The 22,404-nt window shown below is 44.8% G+C and carries 18 protein-coding genes; 7 read left to right on the forward strand and 11 right to left on the reverse strand.

Going from position 1 to position 22,404, the window contains the following annotated elements; all coding sequences use genetic code 11:
- The 4 genes from B9T16_RS04560 to rfbF form a co-directional block, all read right to left on the reverse strand.
- The coding region (locus tag B9T16_RS04560) for a class I SAM-dependent methyltransferase (RefSeq protein WP_410244202.1) at window positions 1-1,225 on the reverse strand (1,225 nt) is incomplete at its 3' end.
- Between the two features lie 83 nt (window positions 1,226-1,308).
- Window positions 1,309-2,541: a class I SAM-dependent methyltransferase gene (locus B9T16_RS04565; protein WP_062946004.1), complete on the reverse strand. Its 1,233-nt coding sequence runs from the start codon at window positions 2,539-2,541 to the stop codon at window positions 1,309-1,311.
- A 274-nt stretch (window positions 2,542-2,815) separates the two neighbouring features.
- Window positions 2,816-3,799, reverse strand: coding sequence for an NAD-dependent epimerase/dehydratase family protein (locus tag B9T16_RS04570; RefSeq protein ID WP_006618543.1), 984 nt, complete (start codon window positions 3,797-3,799; stop codon window positions 2,816-2,818).
- Window positions 3,777-4,631, reverse strand: coding sequence for a glucose-1-phosphate cytidylyltransferase (gene rfbF / locus B9T16_RS04575; RefSeq protein WP_014277206.1), 855 nt, complete (start codon window positions 4,629-4,631; stop codon window positions 3,777-3,779). Before rfbF ends, B9T16_RS04570 begins: the two co-directional genes overlap by 23 nt.
- 220 nt (window positions 4,632-4,851) lie before the next feature.
- On the opposite strand from rfbF, the gene pdxA reads away from it, so the two are divergent.
- A complete protein-coding gene (gene pdxA / locus B9T16_RS04580; RefSeq protein ID WP_410244203.1) occupies window positions 4,852-5,898 on the forward strand; it encodes a 4-hydroxythreonine-4-phosphate dehydrogenase PdxA in 1,047 nt (348 codons plus the stop codon).
- A gap of 45 nt (window positions 5,899-5,943) precedes the next feature.
- Here the strand turns inward: pdxA and B9T16_RS04585 are convergent, their stop codons facing one another.
- Window positions 5,944-6,465 (reverse strand): hypothetical protein, encoded by a 522-nt coding sequence (locus B9T16_RS04585; protein WP_006618546.1) that lies wholly within the window; start codon window positions 6,463-6,465, stop codon window positions 5,944-5,946.
- Window positions 6,466-6,607: 142 nt separating this feature from the next.
- Here B9T16_RS04585 and rpsD point away from each other — a divergent pair, with 142 nt between their 5' ends.
- Window positions 6,608-7,216, forward strand: a complete 609-nt coding sequence (gene rpsD, locus B9T16_RS04590) for a 30S ribosomal protein S4 (protein WP_006618547.1) — start codon at window positions 6,608-6,610, stop codon at window positions 7,214-7,216.
- Between the two features lie 53 nt (window positions 7,217-7,269).
- On the opposite strand, the gene moaA is transcribed toward rpsD, so the two are convergent.
- Complete coding sequence (gene moaA, locus B9T16_RS04595) at window positions 7,270-8,259, reverse strand: GTP 3',8-cyclase MoaA (protein ID WP_014277204.1); 990 nt, start codon at window positions 8,257-8,259, stop codon at window positions 7,270-7,272.
- 776 nt (window positions 8,260-9,035) lie between these two features.
- Between moaA and B9T16_RS04600 the strand changes: the two genes are divergently transcribed.
- Entirely contained in the window at window positions 9,036-10,406 is a 1,371-nt protein-coding gene (locus B9T16_RS04600) for a PQQ-binding-like beta-propeller repeat protein (protein ID WP_410244204.1), read from the forward strand.
- Between the two features lie 875 nt (window positions 10,407-11,281).
- The gene (locus tag B9T16_RS04605) at window positions 11,282-12,412 is read left to right on the forward strand and encodes a PQQ-binding-like beta-propeller repeat protein (protein ID WP_410244205.1); all 1,131 of its coding nucleotides are present in this window, start codon (window positions 11,282-11,284) and stop codon (window positions 12,410-12,412) included.
- 354 nt (window positions 12,413-12,766) lie between these two features.
- Here B9T16_RS04605 and B9T16_RS04610 read toward each other — a convergent pair whose 3' ends face one another.
- The 4 genes from B9T16_RS04610 to metG form a co-directional block, all read right to left on the reverse strand.
- Window positions 12,767-13,771 (reverse strand): phosphoribulokinase, encoded by a 1,005-nt coding sequence (locus B9T16_RS04610; protein ID WP_410244206.1) that lies wholly within the window; start codon window positions 13,769-13,771, stop codon window positions 12,767-12,769.
- Window positions 13,772-14,119: 348 nt separating this feature from the next.
- Window positions 14,120-15,310: an LPS export ABC transporter periplasmic protein LptC gene (gene lptC, locus B9T16_RS04615; protein WP_006616866.1), complete on the reverse strand. Its 1,191-nt coding sequence runs from the start codon at window positions 15,308-15,310 to the stop codon at window positions 14,120-14,122.
- Window positions 15,307-15,924: an NYN domain-containing protein gene (locus tag B9T16_RS04620; protein WP_006616867.1), complete on the reverse strand. Its 618-nt coding sequence runs from the start codon at window positions 15,922-15,924 to the stop codon at window positions 15,307-15,309. Before B9T16_RS04620 ends, lptC begins: the two co-directional genes overlap by 4 nt.
- Before the next feature lie 130 nt (window positions 15,925-16,054).
- Window positions 16,055-17,659: a methionine--tRNA ligase gene (metG, locus tag B9T16_RS04625; RefSeq protein ID WP_006616868.1), complete on the reverse strand. Its 1,605-nt coding sequence runs from the start codon at window positions 17,657-17,659 to the stop codon at window positions 16,055-16,057.
- A 453-nt stretch (window positions 17,660-18,112) separates the two neighbouring features.
- Here metG and B9T16_RS04630 point away from each other — a divergent pair, with 453 nt between their 5' ends.
- Window positions 18,113-18,907 carry an alpha/beta fold hydrolase gene (locus tag B9T16_RS04630; protein WP_006616869.1) on the forward strand — a complete coding sequence of 265 codons (795 nt, stop codon included), beginning with the start codon at window positions 18,113-18,115 and terminating at the stop codon, window positions 18,905-18,907.
- 36 nt (window positions 18,908-18,943) lie between these two features.
- A complete protein-coding gene (locus tag B9T16_RS04635; RefSeq protein WP_006616870.1) occupies window positions 18,944-19,873 on the forward strand; it encodes a class I SAM-dependent methyltransferase in 930 nt (309 codons plus the stop codon).
- Here the strand turns inward: B9T16_RS04635 and B9T16_RS04640 are convergent.
- Window positions 19,843-20,019, reverse strand: coding sequence for a hypothetical protein (locus B9T16_RS04640; RefSeq protein ID WP_315642883.1), 177 nt, complete (start codon window positions 20,017-20,019; stop codon window positions 19,843-19,845). The two genes, B9T16_RS04635 and B9T16_RS04640, sit on opposite strands and share 31 nt — an antisense overlap.
- 84 nt (window positions 20,020-20,103) lie before the next feature.
- On the opposite strand from B9T16_RS04640, the gene B9T16_RS04645 reads away from it, so the two are divergent.
- A complete protein-coding gene (locus tag B9T16_RS04645; protein WP_410244207.1) occupies window positions 20,104-22,275 on the forward strand; it encodes an alkaline phosphatase D family protein in 2,172 nt (723 codons plus the stop codon).
- Window positions 22,276-22,404: the final 129 nt, after the last annotated feature.

Consider the following 22,404-nt stretch of genomic DNA (forward strand, 5'->3'; position numbering starts at 1 on the left):
TCAAAGGAATCAGCTCTGTTGAYACCCCCATCTCATCCAGCATTTTCTGGATTTCTGCACAGTAAATCGGGTTCATCACAATAATCTCATCCGGCTGATATTCCTTCAAAAATTCCGGCGACATAATTTCATGACCAACACCCGGAATAAACTGTCCGTGTCGGTGAGGATTAATATCTACAATATACTGCACCTGATTCTCAGTTTTTAAAGTCGTCAGAAACGCCACACATTTAGAACCAGAACCCCAAACTACAACCCGCTTTCCGGCTTCCTGGGCGGTCTTTAGATGTTCTTTCCAATGATTAATTTTGCCTTGAACATGAGTCGCAAAATATTTCATATCCTGTTTAACTTCCTCTGGGCTTTCCTCAAAAGGATGAATTTTACCGGACAAATCCGAGACAGGTTCCCCCTCAATTAACAGATATTGGTCACCATAGGCTAAATATACATCCGTCACCTCAAACCCAGAAGCCCGGAATAAACGAGCCAAAGTTCCTGGCGTAAAATAAGAACAATGTTCATAGTAGATGTCCTCAAAAGCCAAATCCTTCAAAACTCGACCCATATCGGGAATTTCAAAAAAGACAGAAGTTGGGCGGTTCCCAATTGAACGCCGCACCGTCCCCACAAATTCAGCCGTTGGGTAGATATGTTCTAAAGTATGGCGACAGCAGATAAAATCCCCCACATATTCACTGTAGCCCTCTGAATAATAGTCTTGAATAAACCTAATTCGTTCCGTGGCTGGGCTTTGGACTCGTCCCACCACCGCCGAAGGGTCAATACCCACCCCTCGGTTATTCCCTAACTCGCACATTAGCACCAAAAAATCACCCTTGCTACAGCCGATTTCAACTACATCTTTATCCCGGAGATTATACTTATTAATCAGCCGATTCGCTAAATCCAGAGCAAACTGATTAAATGTTGGTGAAAAACTTTGCTGGTCTTCATAATTCGGGGCGTAGGCTGACCATTTGGAATCAAACTCAGTATTCGTAATAAAACCGCAATTTTCACAGTATCCTAACACCACATCCCCGCGCGGAAAATCTAAAGCCTCCTGTCGGGTTGGCATCATTAAGCAACTATGAACTGGGACATCCCGCACCTCGTAGAAAACCCACATTTCCTGATGACCGCAGTTAGGACAAGTATGCTCAACTAACTTAAACTCCGGTTCAGTATTAGCCACATCTGCCACTGATTTACTACTCATATTTATCTCCTAATTTTACTACCAATAAAACTCAATTAAAACTCAATATTGGCGCTGCTTAATCTCCCAGAATTTCCCGATTATCAACCCACAATTTTTGGCTGAGGTATCGGAATGATAAACTTCCCACCCCCGTCTCGGTAAGCCTGTTGCTGCTTGATAATTTCTTCCGCAAAATTCCACGCCAAAATTAAAACATAATCGGGCTGGTCTTCTACTAATCTTGACGGCGGTACAATCGGTAAATGATTGATACTCATAAAACGTCCGTGTTTAAATTGGTTCAAGTCCGCTACATAATCTAACAGAGTTTTATTAATACCAAAATAGCTTAACAACGTCGTCGCTTTCGCCGCCGCACCGTAACCTACTACCCTTTTATTCTGTCGCTTCAACTCCCACAGAATATTTAGTAAATTATCCTTAATAACCTCTATGCGATCGGCAAAATCTTTATAATAGTCCATACGGTCTACCTTTAATTCCCTCTCCTGTTTAAGCAGAGATTTTACCGAGTTTTGAACCGCCTCTTTCCGTTCCACAAACAACCGCAAAGAACCCCCATGAATAGCCGTCCGCTCAATATCATTTAGATACAGAGAATGGCGGCGAAATAGACGCTCAAGCGCCGTTACTGAAAAATAACACAAGTGTTGATGATAGATAGTATCAAATTCACAATGATCTACTAAATCTACCACATAGGGAGCTTCAATTACCGCTACACCATCCGGCTTTAATAGCGTATAAATCCCCTCAACAAAGCCATTTAAATCAGGGACATGAGCCAAAACATTATTGGCTAAAAATACATCCGCTTTTTTGCCCTCAGCCTCTAATTTTTGGGCTAAATCTTTAGTGAAAAAATCATGAATTGTCGTAACTCCTGATTCTCTCGCTTTCGCTACCGGACCCTTAGCCGGGTCAATTCCTAAAACCGGAATCCCTTGTTCCAGAAAGTTTTTCAGCATATATCCATCATTACTCGCCGCCTCAATTACCAGACTATTACTATTCAATTTTCTGGATTTAATAATGTTTTCGGCGCTATCACCAAAATGCTTCAGTAACGAAGGAGAGACTGACGAAAAATAAGGATAATCTCGACCAAACAGAATTTCTGGGGGAACACTAACCGTTATCTGAACCAGTCCACAGTCTGGACAAAATACTAAATCCAGAAGGGCTGTATATTCCGGCTTATCAATATTCTCGCGGGTGATTAATCCATCAGCTAGGGGAGTGTAGCCAAAGGAAATAATTAGTTCTAGGTTTTCTGAACCACAAGAACGACAGACTGGTATGGAGTCAGGCATATTTTAAAGATGTTTGATTGCTACAGGATCAGAATATTTGGAAACTGACTCAATTACGGAGTCAATTTATAGATATGGTCTTGTCTAACCCGGCTACTAATTAACTAAATGGAATCACAAGCCTATAGCTATTATCTCTAGCTGTTGGTTAGATAGTCATAAAGTCGATTTTTCAACTTATTTAACACACTTCAACAGCTATTAATTAAGGGGTTTATGATGCCATTTTTAAATGGTTAATAGATGATTTAACCTTGGCTAAACAGTTGTATATTTAAGCATTGACCGGGCTTTTCCAGCGCAAGCTATTATCTAAACTTCCTTCTCCAATGAGTTTCTGAATGTGAGCAATACGTTTGTAGCGTTCCCCCTCAAACTCTTCGAGAGTCAGTCCGATTTTTTGATACGCTGCATAGAGTTCTGACGCACCACGACGCGCATTCCATTCCGGTTGAAACTCTGGTAAGGCTTCTAAAATCTTGCTACAATTTACCCGATAACAACGCTTATCAGGTCCGCCATCTTCTGCATATTCAATCGTGCAATTGGGCACAATTTCTTCAACTATATTCGCTAGGTCACGGATGCGGTAGTTATCCTCATTACGACCGACATTAAAGGCTTGATTATGCACGACTTCTCGCGGGGCGTGTAAGGTAGCAATGAAAGCTCGGCAAATATCCTCAATATGAACAATGGGTCGCCAAGGAGTCCCATCACTCTTGATATAAACCCGCCCCGTAGTGAAAGCCCAAGCCACTAAGTTGTTTAATACCAAGTCAAACCGTAAACGGGGAGAAACACCATAGGCTGTAGCATTACGCAGAAAAGTAGGACTAAAGTTATCGTCTGCTAGTTTGCTAACATCTTGTTCAACCATTACCTTGGAAATACCGTAGGGAGTGACTGGATTAAAAGGTGATTCCTCCGTTAGCCAGTCGTCTCCTCCTGCGCCATAGTTACTACAAGATGATGAGAAGATATAGCGACTTACTCCGGCTTCTTTGGCTAGTTTGGCTAACTTCACAGAAGCCTGATGATTGATTTCGTAAGTTAACTCAGGATTCAGATTTCCTAGGGGGTCGTTTGACAGTCCCGCTAGGTGCAAAATTGCATCGAAACCCTCAACGTCTGAGGCTTCAATGTCGCGAATATCCTTACATATTTCGGGAATTTCTGTAATCCCTTCCCCAAATGTACACTGTTTGAATATGTCGCTGTCTAGTCCAATAACTTCATGCTTTTTTGCTAACAGCATTGGGACTAATATTGTCCCGATGTAACCCTTGTGTCCCGTCAGTAATAATTTCATCTTCTTCTCTCCAAGTTTTCCAAGGTGCTTGATTGGTTTCCCACAGTGCTTCTAAACGACGTTTATCTCGCAGAGTATCCATACACTGCCAAAAACCGTCATATTGATAAGCCATTAATTGACCATCTTTGGCTAGGTTTTCTAAGGGTTCTTTTTCCCACTGGGTATCATCCCCAGCAATGTAATCATAAATTCCGGGCTCTAGTACAAAGAAAGCACCGTTAATCCATCCTTCACTAATTTGAGGTTTTTCGGAAAATTCAACTACTCGATTTCCGTCTATTTTGGGTAGACCAAAACGCGCAGGGGGTCGCACCACTGTCATGGTGGCTAGTTTGCCGTGACTTTGGTGAAATTCTAATAATTGCTTGAGGTTAATATCCGAAACTCCATCACCCCAAGTTAACATAAATGTCTCATTATTTACATGGGGAATAAGTTGCTTTATCCGCCCGCCAGTATTGGTATATAACCCGGTATCTAGTAGTTCTACTATCCAATCCTGACGGTAGCCCCCATCAATGTTAACTTTGCCTGTGCCTAGGTTAACTGTGAGCTTATTACTGTTTAAAGAACAGTAATCTACCATATATTTTTTGATTACTTCTGATTTGTAACCCAAGGCAATAATAAAGTCCTTAAATCCATGGTATCCATAGTGCATCATGATATGCCAGAGGATAGGACGACCTCCGATTTCGACCATGGGCTTGGGTTTACTTTCTGTTTCTTCGGCAAGGCGGGTTCCCAATCCACCTGCTAGGATTCCAACTTTCATAGATGTTACTCAATAGGGAGTTTGGGTTGATACAATTTAAATCTGTCGAGTCTGGAATGAGCCTGAAAATTAACACATTATTTAGTATAAGCTGTTGACTTAAATCGATATAGGGGCTATTGTAAAACTTAACATCTTGATTGTGAAGATTTGGTAAAATCTCGGCAGTTTATGACAGGCTGAACCTCAATAATAAAATTATGTTAAGTTAAGGGTAGAAATGTTAAGACGTTTGGCGATTACTTTGGGAGATCCGGCAGGAATAGGGCCGGAGGTAGTCTTGAAGGCTTTGGCTAATTCCACTTGGACTGACAAGTGCGAGATCACTGTGGTGGGTAGCCGTTGGGTATTGGAAAATACCTACCAACAACTCAGGAAAACTACTCAAGCGATCGCTAATCCTGATCATCTCAATATTTTAGATATTAATGATGGACCCTCCCCATCCTCCATTCAATTTGGGGTCGGAAATGTCAGCAGTGGGACGGCGAGTTTTGCTTATCTGGAAACAGCGATCGCCTCCACCCTCAAAGGTCAATTTCAGGGAATTGTTACCGGACCTATTGCCAAAAACCACTGGAAAGCCGCCGGACATCACTACCCAGGACAAACCGAACTTTTAGCACTGCGTTCCCAAGTTAACCGCTACGGAATGCTATTTGTAGCCCGATCGCCCCATAGTAACTGGACTTTACGCACCTTACTCGCCACCACCCATATTCCCCTATCACAAGTCCCTCAAACCCTCACCCCTCAACTCCTAGACCAGAAACTAGAGTTACTCATTCTCTCCCKAGACCAGGATTTTGGTATTAAAACCCCCAAAATAGCCGTTGCTGGACTTAATCCCCACAGCGGCGAAAACGGTCAGTTGGGAACCGAAGAACAAGATTGGCTAATTCCCTGGATACAACAAAAACGCGATCGCTATCCCCAAATTCAACTAGACGGACCTATCCCCCCCGATACATTATGGGTCAAACCCGGTCAAGCCTGGTATGGCCAAAACACAGCCGCCCATGATGCTTACCTCGCCCTTTACCACGATCAAGGCTTAATCCCCGTTAAGCTAATGGCATTCGATCGCGCCGTTAATACCACCATTGGTTTACCCTTTATCCGCACCTCCCCCGACCACGGAACCGCCTTTGATATCGTCGGTCAAGGTATTGCTGACCCCTCCAGTTTTCAAGCGGCGATCGCCTTAGCCATAGAATTAGCCCATCAGCCCCGCAACCATCTCCACCCCATTTTATTCAATAGTTAGACGCAATAGCTATAGAACCCCTTAAACTATCGCGCCAACAACTATTTAAAATCTCCTATCCATATCACTAAACTGTTCTGGGGGATTTAGACAAACCCTAAGTAAGTCATTAACAGCAAATTCCGTGCTACCGCTACCCATTCCCACCACACAAGAAGCATAACGTTCCGGTAGAAGAGAGCGACCGCAACCTTCCAACACAGTTAAAGCATTAGCCTCACTATTGCTCCTAGTAATATTAACCACACAATTAGCCAACTCCTGCGGGCGGCGAACACTCATACATCCCAAAACCGCCTCATCCCCAGCGATACCAGCATCACGAGTAATAAGAGTCACGCACTCACCAATACTTGTAGGTCTAATCGCCATACCACAAGCCGTCGCTGTAGCCCGAGGAGACACCCCAGCATCCTCCAATTCTCTCACACATCTAGCATAATCAGCCTCAACCGTCAACCGATAAGACGGGAAACCTTGAGCCGCCGATTTTACCGGAATCATAGCCCATAACAGGCTAACTACTGTCAGGGGAAGACCCCAAGCCAATTTTTGGGAATTCAACATTTGCTTCAATATAGCTAATCAAATTTTCGCTCATCATACCACCGCCTGTTTTTCAAAGCGATCGCCTTTACATCTTGCCCATTTTCGTTTCAAGAACTTATAATAGAAGATTGGTGAAATTTTTATGTTGAGAGGAACTTAGATGTCTCGATATCGAGGACCCCGGCTTCGGGTTGCACGTCGTTTAGGGGATCTTCCCGGACTCACCCGGAAAACAGCCCGACGTGCCTATCCCCCTGGTCAGCACGGTCAAGCTCGCCGCAAACGTTCAGAATATGCAGTTCGTTTAGAAGAAAAGCAAAAACTCCGGTTTAACTATGGTTTGTCTGAACGACAACTGTTGCGTTATGTCCGCAAAGCCCGTCGCGCCTCCGGTTCCACCGGTCAAGTCTTGCTGCAATACCTAGAAATGCGTTTGGATAACACCGTGTTCCGTCTCGGTATGGCTCCCACTATCCCCGCAGCCCGACAGTTAGTTAACCACGGTCATATCACCGTTAACGGTAAAGTTGTAGATATTGCCAGCTATCAGTGCCGTCCGGGCGAAATCATTGGCGTGAGAAATAGAGACAAATCTCGCGAAATGGTCAAAGCTAATCTTCAGTATCCTGGTTTAGCTAACGTCCCTAGCCATTTGGAGTTAGATAAAAATAATCTCACTGCTACAGTAAATGGTGTGATTGAAAGAGAATGGGTCGCTCTTTCCATCAATGAACTACTCGTCGTTGAATACTATTCCCGTATGGCTTAATTATTGGCATTCTCCCGTTAAACAAACTTTCTAACGGGAGAATATCAATTCCATTAACCACCAATTTGCGACATCGTGCGGCTATATCCCTGGGAGCTTCCTGTATCCCTGTCCTTAAAATTGATTTCCGGTTTCATACCTAGCAAATCCCTAACCTGTTTTTGTAGGTCCTCCACCGGAACACCCTCCCGTAAAGCCGTTTTTAGGTCGATCTGACCCGTTTCATTCAGTAAGCAAGGCCTTAACCAACCATCCGCCGATAGGCGCATTCGGTTACAGCGATCGCAAAAACATTCCGACATCTGGCTGATAAATCCTAGGGTTCCCTTAGCACCCGGAATTTGAAATATATCTGCTGGTCCGTTCCCTCGTACCTGGGATTCTGCTAAACCCCAACGCTCCCGAATTTCCTCTCTCAGCTTTTCCGATGCTACCCAACCGCGATCGCCAAATAACTCGCCATTGCCAATAGGCATAAATTCGATAAACCGAACGTGCCAATCCCGGTCTATCGTTAACCCTGCTAAATCTAGGATTTCATCGTCATTTACCCCCGGAATTACCACCACATTCAGCTTCAGTGGGTTGAACCCTACCCGATAAGCCGATTGGATTCCGTCCCAAACCTGTCGCCAGCGATCGCGCCCACGATTACCAATAATTTGATTAAAAATCTCAGGTACTAGAGAGTCTAAGCTAATATTAATCCGCCTTAAACCTGCCTGATAAAGAGATTCTGCCATCGGGGATAGCAAAAAACCATTAGTCGTCATTGATAGATCCTCCGTTTCCGGGAATCCCGCGATTTTTGACACTAATTCCGTTACCCCAGGACGCAGCAACGGTTCACCCCCCGTTAGACGAAACTTAGTGAACCCCACCGGGATAAAAACTTCCCTTAGCAGCTTCAGCAGTTCCCAGTTAGTCAGTAAGTCCATCTCTAGGATATAGTCAATTTCTGCCCCCTCCGGCATACAATACTGGCATCGAAAGTTACACCGATCTATTAGGCTCACTCGAAGATAATCAACAACATTATTCATCTGGTGGTTTTTTTGCTAACTTTGCCCTTGCTCTGTATATTGTTACCCATCAGCTCTGTACTGGGATTTTGTAAAGTTTTGTAAAGTTTTGTGAAAAAATCGGCCTTTTTTTGAGGGGGGGGTTGCCTTTTGCTGGGGTTGCTGCTATACTTCTAATATAATCGGATAGTTGCAATTTTTTTATTTGTGGCAATGTTCCATTATGTAAGAATATGTCAATATTCTACCGCGATCGCCACCCCTTGTCAACCCCCCTTATTAAGTATTTGTAAAGTTTTGTGAAAAAATCGGCTTTTTTTTGAGGGGGGTTGCCTTTTGCTGGAGTTGCTGCTATACTTCTAATATAATGGGATAGTTGCAATTTTTTTATTTGTGGCAATGTTCCATTATGTAAGAATATGTCAATATTCTACCGCGATCGCCTCCCCTTGTCAACCCCCCTAATGTTGAAGCTGACATTAACCAAGAGGGGAATCCCTATCTCAACAGCACCAGTCAATTGCTGCATTAATCTGGTTGCCAACTTAGTAACAGTCAAAAAATCACATAATCTCCAGGAATTAACCCTGTTTGTAAAGCACGAATGCCGTATTAGAATAATAACGTAGCGATCGCTCTTTTAGGATTCATTTATATCTGGCTGTTCATCCAGGCGTGACCGCCAAAGTGTTACATCCTTTTTTAGAACTTTTGCCCGGAAATCGGCGATCGATATTTAGACAGGGTGGCCCAAAATTTCTCCTTAAACCCAATTAAATTACCAACTCTAGTCAGTCATGATATCCTACTGTCAAATTTTAAGCGATCGGCCTCAGCACCGACTATCCGAACCCGAAGTTCAAGCCATCCTCCAAACCATCTTAATCCAGTTAGTACCTCTGCACCGTCAGGGAAAAGCCCATCAAAATATTTCCTTGCAAACCTTGCAACAACAAGGGGAACAGACGATTCTGTTGCCCCCAGAACACCCCAATATCAGCGCTTCTCCAACCCAAGATATTTACGACTTAGGTTTAGTAGCCCTCGAATTGCTCACCGGACAAGTCCCCAGTCCCCGCCGCATTGACCTAACCTGGGACTGGAATCACCACTGTTTAATCAGCGACCAACTCAACGCCATTTTGGAAAAGATGGTCACTCCCAACCCCGACCAGCGTTGGCAGAATGCTAGTCAAGTCTTATCAGCCATGGGCTTAGTAGTTCCCACCCCTCCTCTCCCCCTGAAACCATGGCAGTGGGTACTGGTTGAGGTAGCCACAACATTAGTCGTCCTAGTCGGTGGTTTGGCAATTGGTAGCCAGTTTATTCCCGCCCTCAGACCCCTAGTTCCCAGTCCTATCTGGAGTTGGCAGATTGAACAGGAGAATACTGCCATGTTTCGGGGTAATCCCCAGCGAACCGGAGTCTATCCTCCAGGCGGACCCACAGAATTGACTCGACTGGTGTGGAAGTTTTCCGCAGAAAGTTCCATTCGCTCTTCCCCAGCCGTCTCGGAAGGGGTTATCTATTTTGGCAGTCGGGATAATCACCTCTACGCCCTAGATGCTAAAACTGGAAAGGAACGCTGGCGCTTTCAAACACAAGGTTGGATTGACTCTTCCCCAAGTGTCTCGGAAGGCATCGTCTATTTTGGCAGTGGCGATAATCATCTCTACGCCCTAGATGCTAACACCGGACAGCAACTCTGGCGCTTTCAAACAGAAAGTGATATTCCCTCTTCCCCAGTCATTGAAGCCGGCGTTGTCTATTTTGGCAGTTTCGATAATCACCTCTACGCCCTAGATGCTAACACCGGACAACAACTCTGGCRCTTTCMAACAGAARMTTKGATTKGCTCTTCCCCAGCCGTCTCGGAAGGCATCGTCTATTTTGGCAGTGSCGATAGTCACYTCTACGCCCTAGATGCTAACACCGGACACCAACTCTGGCGCTTTAGAACACAAGCTGTGATTGACTCTTCCCCAGCCGTCTCGGAAGGCATTGTCTATTTTGGCAGTTGGGATAGATATCTCTACGCCCTAGATGCTAACACCGGACACCAACCCTCGCGCTTTCAAACAGAAAATTGGATTCGCTCTTCCCCAGCCGTCTCAAACGGCATCGTCTATTTTGGTAGTGGCGATAATCACCTCTACGCTGTCAAATAACAACTAACCTCCCCTCCCCTCCCCTCTCCTTATTTCCCCCAACTTGAGTTCTCAGACCTGGAATTATATTAACTTTTGTAAAGTTTTGTAAAGTTTTGTGAAAAAATCGGCCTTTTTTTGAGGGGGGGGTTGCCTTTTGCCGGGGTTGCTGCTATACTCCTAATATAATTGGATAGTTGCAATTTTTTTATTTGTGGCAATATTCCATTGTCTAAGAATATGTCAATATCCTACCGCGATCGCCTCCCCTTGTCAACCCCCCCCTGATTAAGTATTTGTAAAGTTTTGTGAAAAAATCGGCCTTTTTTWGAGGGGGGGTTGCCTTTTGCCGGGGTTGCTGCTATACTCCTAATATAATCGGATAGTTGCAATTTTTTTATTTGTAGCAATATCCCATTATTAAACTATATGTCAATATCCTACCGCGATCGCCTCCCCTTGTCAACCCCCCCTGATTAAGTATTTGTAAAGTTTTGTAAAGTTTTGTGAAAAAATCGGCCTTTTTTGAGGGAGGGGGTTGCCTTTTGCCGGGGTTGCTGCTATACTCCTAATATAATCGGATAGTTGCAATTTTTTTATTTGTAGCAATATCCCATTATTAAACTATATGTCAATATCCTACCGCGATCGCCTCCCCTTGTCAACTCCTTGGGAGTCAATCTCAGATATTGACTAAAAAATCAACACCAGAAGAATCTGGGGGGGTGCAATCGCTTTTTTGGGATTCATTTCTATCTGGCTGTTTATCCAGCCATCACCGCCAAAGTGTTACATCCTTTTTTAGAACTCTTACCCGGAAATCGGCGATCGACATTTAGACCGCGTAAAAACCAATATTTTGTTAAACTTAATTAAATCACAAACTCTAGTCAGTCATGATATCCTACTATGAAGTTTTAAATCATCGGAGCCAACGTAGACTATCCGAACCGGAAGTTAAAGCCATCCTGGAAACCGTCTTAATCCAGTTAGTTCCCCTACACAGTCAGGGAAAAGCCCATCAAAAGATTTCCTTGCAGACCTTGCAACAAGAAGGGCAACAGACAATTCTCTTACTCAAACACAACCCCAATGTCAGCGGTTCTCCGACTCAAGATATTTACGACCTAGGTTTAGTAGCCCTGGAATTGCTCACCGGACAAGTCCCCAGTCCCCGCCGCCGCCACCCCGACTGGGACTGGGATAAGCACTGTTTAATTAGTGACCAACTCAACGCCATTTTGGAACAGATGGTCACTCCCAACCCCGACCTGCGTTGGCAGAATGCTAGTCAAGTCTTATCAGCCATGGGTGTAGTAGTTCCCGCAACTCGTCCCCCCCTGAAACTATGGCAGTGGGGACTCGTGGGTGCAGCCACAACATTAGTCCTCGTAGTCGGTGGTTTGGCAATTGGCAGCCAGTTTATCCCTGCCCTCAGAACCCGATCCCCCAGTGCTATCTGGAGTTGGCAGATGCAACGCGACGGTGCAACCATGTTTCGGGGTAATCTAGAGCGAACTGGAGTCTATCCTCCAGGTGGACCCACAGAATTGACTCAACTGGTGTGGAGGTTTAGCACACAAGCTGCGATTTCCTCTTCCCCAGCCGTCTCTGAAGGAATTGTCTATTTTGGCAGTTGGGATAGACACCTTTATGCCCTAGATGCTAACACTGGACAGGAACGCTGGCGCTTCAGAACACAAGCTGTGATTTCCTCTTCCCCAGCCGTCTCTGAAGGAATTGTCTATTTTGGCAGTCACGATAATTACCTTTATGCCCTAGATGCTAACACTGGACAGGAACGCTGGMRRTTTAGAACAGGAGATGGTATTTTCTCTTCCCCAGCCGTCTCAGCCGGGGTTGTCTATTTTGGCAGTCACGATAATCACCTCTACGCCCTAGATGTTAACACTGGACAAGAACGCTGGAAATTTAGAACAGGAGATGGTATTTTCTCTTCCCCAGCCGTTTCAGGCGGGGTTGTCTATTTTGGTAGTGGCGATAATTACCTCTACGCTGTCAAATAACAACTAACCTCCCCTGTCCTTTTTCCCCCAACTTGAGTTATCAAGCTAGGGATTATGTTAACCTTTGTAAAGTTTTGTAAAGTTTTGTGAAAAAATCGGCCTTTTTTTGAGGGGGGGTTGCCTTTTGCCGGGGTTGCTGCTATACTCCTAATATAATGGGATAATTGAAATTTTTTTATTTGTGGCAATATCCCATTGTTTGAGAATATGTCAATATCCTACCGCGATCGCCTCCCCTTGTCAACCCCTGGGGAGTCAATCTCAGGAATTGACTAAAAAATCAACACGAGAGTAAGAACAAGCCCCCAGCCAATAGCCAAGGGCGAGTTGAAATGAAATGTTGAGAGCTTATAGCTAAACAGCCGCTGCCACTTTTTCACCTTTTCCGACCAAGCGTTCATAAGTGGCTCGCATTTTCAGACCGACCAGAACCTGGAACAGTCCAGTGCCATCATTAGAACCCGGGTAATCTTGGTGTTCTCGCAACAGATGAGTTAGTTCACCATAGTATTTTGTAGCAATATTGCTCATGTGACCTTCAACGTAGATCATCTCTTCGAGGTTATCGAACTTCCCATCAACCTCTAGTACAGAGACCTCATTTCCATAGTAAGCATCAGGCCCATAGAACATTTTGATACCGGGATAAGAACAAGTCAGCTTACGACCGCAAGGAGTCCAGTGGATAGTGGAACCCTCATCAAAAAGATAAGCCGGTTCAAAACCTTCTACTCCATCGCGCTGCATCAGGCGCACCCGTAGGACTTTGTGTTCCTTATCATCAGGAATCAATTGGGTAGGTAGAATTTGGATGACCACATCTGCATATTGCTTCTGAGGATCGATATAGGCTTCAAAGTCAGGACGACGAGCATTAATAGAAGCCAAAACATCCTCATAGCGGTGTCCCCGTTCGGCCATATCCCGCTGTATTTTCCAGGAGATTTTGACCTCATCACTAATATCGAGGTAAACGCTAAAGTCTAACAGACCTCTGACACGCTCATCATACAAGGGGTGTAGACCTTCAATAACCACAATGTGATTAGGATCGATACGTTCTGGCGGATCGATCAGACCAGTTTCATGGTTATAGATAGGTTTATTGATAGATTGACCACTTTTGAGCGTTTTAATCTGCTCATACATCAGGTCAAAATTGTTGGCGCGGGGATCGAGAGCGGTAATCCCGGTTTCCTTGCGTTGCTTGCGATCGAGACTATGATAATCATCTAAACAGATGACCGTAACAAAATCTTCTCCAAAGATATCTGTTATACGACGCAAAAAGGTAGATTTTCCGCACCCGGAATCCCCAGCAACACCAATTAAAACTACGCGATCCGGCTGATTTACCATAGGTTCCCTCTAAGCAAAAAACTGTTTACAAGCTCAACCACTCTATTTTGAGCAGGACAACCCAGACCAGTGTCATAATTGAGAATTGGCGACTACCCATGTAGGTATAGCCAATCTCCATCGGTAGACAGCTTACTGACTCCCCACTGACACAATGGCCTGGTTATCTGGTAAGCTAAGTATTTTATACTAACTTTAGATATTGATTTTACCAGAAGGGGATCATCCCTACAAGATCTAATCATTCTCACCCTAGGGCGAGAAAAAATGAAGCCAGAATAGGGGTTATTGACTTCGCAAGTGGTGTGGGGCTATTTTAACATCATTGCCAGCGTGATTGTATTTAGTTTAGGGGAAAATTTCCGTAACTACCCGATCGCCCTGATTTCCGCCAGTGACCACCACAGTTTGAGTAGAAAATTGTCCCGTAGCCACTTCTCCCCGGAGAGTCATCTGGGGGTCAACTTGGCGGTAAATTACATCACCTTCTGCTTTAAAGGCTTGTTGTGGCACATACCAGGTAAGTAGATCAGCATTAATTTGAGCCTGTCGGTTTTCAGCCACCCCCAGAACATTACCAATCAGGTTAAAAATTTGGCTGTCCAAATCTCCCCAACCCTGATCACCCGAAAAAGTCAATTGCTCTTGGCGATCGATAATAGTGATTGGTCCTGGGGAATTAAGAGTTTGTTCTTGGTAGTTCCACTGTAACTGAGCGCTGGAAAGCTGTAATGGCGGGTTAGACAGGGCAATCTGAACATTATCTTTGAAAGTGGCTATAGCCGTAGTTAAATCTAGTTCGGCACTTTTAGCGACGGCGCGATCAATCACCACCATATTTTCTAGGCGATCAATTTCCACCCGACGCTCAGAAATAAATCTTTCTTCTTCCCATCGCCAGATCACGTGATCAGTGCGTAGCTGCACCCCTACTTCCTTAAAGTTGATCACCACTTGGTTCCAAAATTCCACCCGCTTGTCATCATTGAATAATTGCACCTCAGTAGCGATCGCCTGCATTTTTTCATGTTCTCCGGTCACATTGTCACGAACAATCAGAATTTGCTCATTAACAATCCATTCCAACTCTTGACCGCGCAAGACAATACCATTTTCGAGATCAACAGCCACAATATCATCTCGGAGAAACAGTCGCTGACCATCTTGGTGCAGTTCCCCCTGTTTAGCTTCAATTTTATAGCGTAACTCACCCTTGACAAACAATTCCCCCACCGGTTCAGTCACCGTCGCAATTTTCTGATCTTGACTATAACTTGCTTGTTTAGCCTCCACCTGCCACAGCAATTGACCCTCTTCGTCTACTTGTTCGAGTACCACATCTTCCAGAGTCAGGGTGTTCTCAAACTCTTCTGAGGGGGGGCGATCCTCAGAAGTAGTTGGTTCTGAAGGTTGGGGGGATTGACACCCTACCAGTCCCCCGCCAGAAATTACCAACATCAGCAACATAATTTGGCCAATCCCCAAGCCCAACAAGGCAGGGATTGTCTGTTGGCTGTAGTTTGAGTTCTTAAAAATCACGCGCCTTCAACCTTTCCATCAATCAAACTGATGCTTGATAGGGGACGGTAGCTATATCCAGGACTGCGGGGGGTTTTTTGAATTTCGTCTTTGATCGCTTCGAGATCAATATAGCGATCGGCTACATTAATTAGACTGTCGCTAGTCATCGATCGCAAACTAATCACTTCCACCCGCACACCTCTATAGCTGACACAATCGACCGCATAAGCTAAATCGCCATCACCACTAACCAGCACCGCCGTATCATAAGCACCCACTAGAGCGATCATATCTACGGCAATTTCTACATCTAGGTTAGCTTTTTTAGAACCATCTGGCAGTTGTACTAAGTCCTTAGCAACCACCCGATACCCATTGCGACGCATCCACAGCAAAAATCCCTGTTGCTTTTCATTAGTGCGATCGACCCCAGTATAGAAAAACGATCGCAATAATCGCGAACCACTGGTTAGCCGGCACAATAATTTCGTGTAATCAATTTCAATGCCTAATTGTAAAGCGGCATAAAACAGATTCGAGCCATCGATAAATATCGCCACACGCCCTCGATTTTCTAAAATCTGTTCAGGGGTGAATATGTCGTTACTACTGTTGTTGATATGATTCAACATGATTTTTAAACCTCATTTATTATTTATGATGCTGATCAAATAGGTGTATCTCAATTAAACATTGAGTTATCAATAATTAAGGGATTAAATCTGCTCGATCGCCTCTGTCAGTCTCAGGGAGATCAATTTATCAGACTACAGCACTGGGTGATTCCAGCTTTTGAAAAACCGGTTTACCTTCTCCCAGCACTTGCTCGCTTGGTAAAATACCCCAGTGAGCATGGCTATCCAAACCCATGATTTTGGCTGCCCCTTCAGGATCTTGAAAATTCATTGAGTATCCCAGTTGCTGGTAGACAGCCGTGCTAAGATTTGGCACAATTGGCGCTAACAAATAAGCCGCCAAGCGGACTGACTCAAGCACCGAGTAGATCACTTCACTCAGGGCTGATAGTTCCCCTCGTTTATACAGTGACCAGGGTGCTTGTTCGTCTACATATTTGTTACCAGCTTGAACTAGAACCAGAACCGCCTCACACACTTGGCTAAACGCCAGTTTTTCATAGAATTGACTAACGGTGTTACCGAGGGAACTACCAATGGATTTTAGGTGATTGTCTGCAGAGATATTATCTACTGCGATCGCCGGAACTCTACCGTCAAAGTATTTGGCAGCCATTTTCATAGTCCGGTTAAGTAAATTGCCCAGATCATTGGCGAGGTCGGCGTTTAGGGTATTAATAAATCTGGTCTGATTATAATCACCGTCTTGTCCAAATTCTATCTCTTTTAAAAAATAGTAACGGACAGCATCGGTACCATATTGGTTCACCAACTCCACGGGATTAAGGGTATTGCCTAAACTCTTACCCATCTTTTTACCATCTTTAGTTAGAAAACCGTGTCCAAAGATACGACCAGGTAAAGGTAAGTCGGCAGACATTAACATCGCTGGCCAGTAAACAGCATGGAAGCGTAAGATGTCTTTACCAATTAGGTGCAGGTCTATCGGCCACCATTTAGCGATCGCTTCAGAAAGGCTGGGTTCTGAGTCGGGATCAACTAGCGCGGTCACATATCCTAGTAGTGCATCAAACCAAACATATAGGGTTTGACTGGGATCAATGGGAACTGGGAAACCCCAGTCAAGATTCACCCTAGAAATGGAGAAATCCTGTAACCCTTGGTTAACAAAACTGATCACTTCATTCCGGCGACTTTCTGGCCCGATGAAGTCGGGGTGATCATGATAAAGGGCTTCGAGCTGTTTTTGATATTTTGACAGACGGAAAAAATAGTTCTGCTCGTCCCTCCATTCTACTTCTTTATTCACGTGAATGGGGCAATATTTCTCGTCTATTAGTTCCCGTTTTTCTTTGAACTCTTCACAGGATACACAATACCAGCCTTGTTGTTGGCTCAAATATATATCCTCATTTTCCCAAACCCTTTGGAAAAATTCTCTGACGATCGCCTCGTGACGGGGGCTGGTAGTCCGACTAAAACGATCATACTGAATTTCCAGCAGTTTCCACAGACTCTCAAAACTGCTCACTATCCGATCACAGTGAACTTGGGGGGAACATCCCGCCTCCTCTGCTGTCCTTTGAATTTTCTGGCCGTGTTCATCGGTACCAGTAATTAGCAGCACTTCATATCCCTGTAGTCGCTTCCAACGGGCGATCGCATCGGCGGCGATCGTCGTGTAGGCGCTGCCAATATGGGGAACATCATTGACATAATATAGAGGTGTTGTTAAGGAAAACGTCTTTTTAGTTGTTGGTGTCACATCCATGACTGATATACAAGTTTCTCTCTTAAACTGATCTTACTTAGGTTTGATCTGCCTTCGGGGCGGAGTCGAGTGCCCTGGCACCTAGAACCCTCTCCCCAGTCAAAACAGCAACAATTTTGATACGGTTTTGACCATCTCAAACTAAAGCCTATAAATGATAATACTTTTTAAAAAAATGTTAAAAATTCTCAACGAAGTCTTAACTTTTTCGCCAATATCTACAAGGTCAATGGAGATACGAGCGCGATCGATTAACTGGGTCGGCTCCCTTGATTGTCATATTTCCCGCCCACTGTAGTTAGCCACTTATCCCCATCTGTCTAATGGTTTCCCCCGATGGTATAGATGGATCTCAATGACTGTGGCAAGAAGGTAAAGTAATGTTAAGCTAAAATGAGTTAACCGGATCAACTACCTAACATAAACCATTATATTTGCCCAATCTAGCCAACGATGTATTTTTTTAACCCTACACCCGGTCAGTCGCACCTACCTCTATTTTTGTTTTTACCGGGGATGGATGGTACGGGTCGCCTCCTGCGAACCCAACAGCGCCGACTGTCTCAGTTTTTTAACCTGCGCTGTTTGACTATTCCTCCCGAAGATGTGAACGATTGGGATACATTAACCGATCGCACTGTGGATTTAATTCAAAAAGAACTCAGCCTCAACCTCAATCAAGATATTTATCTATGCGGGGAGTCCTTCGGCGGTTGTCTGGCGATGAAGGTGGCTATGAAAATTCGTGATCAACTCAAAGGTCTGATTTTAGTTAACCCGGCTTCTGCTTTCAAGCAACAACCTTGGATAGAATGGGGATCACATTTGACCGACTGGCTACCTAGTTGGTTATATCCCCTGTCTATGATCGGATTCTTGCCGTTTCTGGCTAAATTGCCAGGAATTACTATCGGCGATCGCCAAGCCTTGTTAGAGGCTATGCAATCTGTCCCTCAACGTACTTCCAGTTGGCGCTTGGGACTGCTGCGATCGTTTGATATTCAACCAGACCAACTCCGTCAACTAGATTTACCCGTTTTGGTGATTGCCAGTGGTTCCGATAGATTGCTACCCTCCATTACAGAAGCTCAATTTTTAACCAGGAAGCTACCCAAAGCTAATATGGTTATCCTCCCTAACAGCGGCCATGCTTGTCTGTTAGAAACTGATGTTAACCTTTGTCAGATCATTCGAGATCATGATCTCGGTCAGAATTTAACTAAAACCCAATTGGTGTGCCAAAATTAGGCACGGAAAAATTTTTTAGGCTAATTACCAGGCTATATGACCACAACTTTTAAAAATCCACCCATTGGACCAGCATCGCGACTGGTCAATGGTATTTTATCTATTCAACCCCTAGCTAAGTTCGCCAAACATCAAGCCCGCCAGATGATGATTGATCGGGCTGAAAAAATGGGGGTCCCTTGGCGCTCTCATGCCAATACCCTCCTACAGAGAGACTGGTCGCCGGAATTTCAGCAGGTTAATAAGTCTGATCTGGCTTATCCAGAATATTATTTAAGGTCTTTTCATGCCTATGATAACGGCAATTTAAGCTGGCAGGCTGCTGTAGAGGTGGAAGTGGCGGCGTTGGCGGTTCACGCCAAAATCTGGCCTGATGCTGGGGTGGCGGGAGACGATCGCCTACGACAAAGTTATCATGATGTACTACAGCAGGTATTACCCGAACCCCCCAAAGCTATTCTCGATCTCGGCTGTAGTGTCGGATTAAGTACCAATACCATGCAGCAGATCTATCCTGATGCTACTATGGTAGGCGTGGATTTGTCCCCCTATTTTTTGGCGATCGCTGCCTATAACACTAACCAAAAATCCTCCCATAACCCCCCCACTTGGGTACACGCACCCGCTGAAGCCACAGGTCTACCAGAGCACTCCTTTGATTTGGTTTCCCTTTGTCTGGTCTGTCATGAACTCCCCCAAGAGGCCACCCGAAATATATTTGAGGAAGCCCGCCGCCTATTGCGCCCTAACGGACATCTGGCGGTTATGGATATGAACCCCAAATCAGAGGTATTCGCTAAAATGCCACCCTATATCCTCACCCTCCTAAAAAGTACCGAACCCTATCTCGATCAGTATTTCACCCTAGATTTAGTTGAAACCTTCAAATCAGCAGGTTTCCACACCCCTACCATTGTCTGCAACAGTCCCCGTCATCATACGGCGATCGCCAAAGTCAATGGATAATTGATAATTGACAATTGATAATTATTAATTGTAGGGGCGGGTTCTGCTAATTCCTCCCCCCCCAGGGACAAGATTAATAAACCCGCCCTCATAGGTTCTGCTAATTCCTCCCCCCCCAGGGATAAGATTAATAAACCCGCCCTCATAGGTTCTGCTAATTCCTCCCCCCCAGGGATAAGATTAATAAACCCGCCCCTACGGGATGATTATTTTTTATCGCGTAATTAAGAATGTTGAACGCTGAAGATTTTTACAGCGAATCGTTTTATCTAGCCACTAACCCTGATGTAGCGCAAGCAGTTGATTTGGGAGTTATTAGTAGTGGCTTTGAACATTTTATCGAGTCAGGTCAGTTTCAGGTTAGACAACCGACACCGCTTTATGATGAATTATATTATTTGACGACTAATCCTGATGTGGCGGCGTTGGTCAATGTAGGTGCGATCGCCAGTGGTTTTCAACATTTTATTAATTTCGGTCAGCGGGAAAGACGCAATCCCAGCATTCTATTTAATACGGATTTTTATATAGATGAATACCCCTTTATTCAAGCAGCCATAGAAGCCGGAGATATCACAGCGATCGAGCATTTTGTCAAAGCCGGTCAATTTGAGGATTTTCGCCCTAGTGTATTGTATAACCCTAATTATTATTTAGCCCGAAATCCTGATGTGGCGGCGAGGGTAGAACGTGATGAACTGACCGGGATCGAGCATTATTTGGATATTGGGGCGGCTCAAAATCGTGATTTTAGTGCTTTTCTGGAGGTGAATGGTTCCAATTTTCCGAACCGTGTCGCTAGTGGAGATACTAGGGAAAATAGCACAATTTTAATGGCGCGTAATACTGTGGTGGGTCCCATTACTTTTGAAACAGCCACCGATCCGAATTTTAATAATGTGGTTTCCTCGTTGACTACTAATAATTCTGATCCGACGGTTCCGGTTAAGGTATTTGTGTCCGATTTAACGCCGGGGACACCTTATTTTTATCGGGTTACTAATGCTATGGGGGAAAGCGATCGCGGTATTTTTCGCACTCCCTTATCTTTGGGAAGTCAAGGCGGATTAAGGTTTGGGGCTGCTGGTGATTCTCAGGGGGAATTAATGCCTCATGTCGCCGTCATAAATGCCCCAGAACGTGGTCTAGATTTTTTTGTACAGTTAGGAAATACAATTTCTGCCAGTACCGAGTCTCCTGATTTACCAGGTGTTTCTCAGGCGGAAACTTTGTTAGATTTCCACACCAAACATAATGAGATTTATCGGGAACGTCTGACTTTGAATCCTTGGGGAAATTTGCGAGTCGCAACTTCTATGCTAGGGGTGTGGAATGATGGGGAAATCATCGATAATTTTGCCGGTGGTAGTCTGGGGGCAGATGGTGAGGGTGATTGGTTGAATAACAGCGAGATTTTTGAGACCGCGTTGGCGGGTTTTTTAGATTATCAACCTCGGCGACAGGAAAGTTATGGAGACATTGGCGATCGCCGTACCGCTAACCGAGAACAACTGTCTCGCGTTACTACCTATGGAGATGATGCAGCCGCGTTTTGGTTGGATGTGCGATCGTTCCGGGATGCACCCTTAGAACAGGTCGCAGAAACCTCTTTTCCCGAAGATATTGACGCATTTTTGCGGGATTCTTTTGATGCTAATCGAACCATGTTGGGACGAACTCAGTTGCAACAGTTGCAGTTAAATTTACTGGGCGCACAGGCTGCCGGTTTAACTTGGAAGTTTATATTTTCTCCGGTTCCTATGCAAAATTTGGGGATTCCGGGTGCAAGCGATCGCTGGGAAGGATACGCCGCTGAACGCACTAGACTCCTGAAATTTATTGATGATAATAATATTGATAATGTCGTGTTTGTGTCCGCCGGAGTTGGCGGAACTGTAGTTAATAATTTGACATTTGCTGAGGAGTTTGGCGGGCCGCAAATTCCCGTAGATGCTATGGAAATTACCGTAGGTCCGGTGGGCGTACAGACCGATTTAGGATCGGGTCTAGTGGGGGCTACTTTGGGTCCGGTGGCTGTTAATGGGGCCACTGAATGGCAACTAACCCGACAAGGAAGGGCGACTTATGAGGGGTTACAGACCCGCTGGGAACGCGATCGCCTGGTGGAGAATCTCCTAAATACTCGCCTTGAAGATATGGGTTATAATCCTATTGGTTTGGAGGGTTCGGGAATTGATGCACAGGAAATAGTTCCGGGTTCCTATTTGGCCGCTCATACTTTTGGCTGGACCGAGTTCGTCATTGATCCCAATACTCAACAACTTAGGGTGACCACCTATGGGGTCGAACCTTATACACAGGTCGATGTCCAAAGGGTTCCGGCGCAGGTGATTAATCGTCAGCCCCAAGTGGTCAGCGACTTTGTGGTAAATCCTCAATAATTGGGCTTGAAAAATTTGATACAAGGCACTATAACAAACGGTAAAAATTCATAGGAAATTTATGTTTTGTGGCGATCATGATTAAGTCGGGTCGCTTTTGGGTAAGCGCTAGGAATCTACTCCATGTTA

This window comes from Arthrospira sp. PCC 8006 (genome assembly GCF_046480465.1).
In the GTDB taxonomy this organism is placed as follows: domain Bacteria; phylum Cyanobacteriota; class Cyanobacteriia; order Cyanobacteriales; family Microcoleaceae; genus Limnospira; species Limnospira platensis.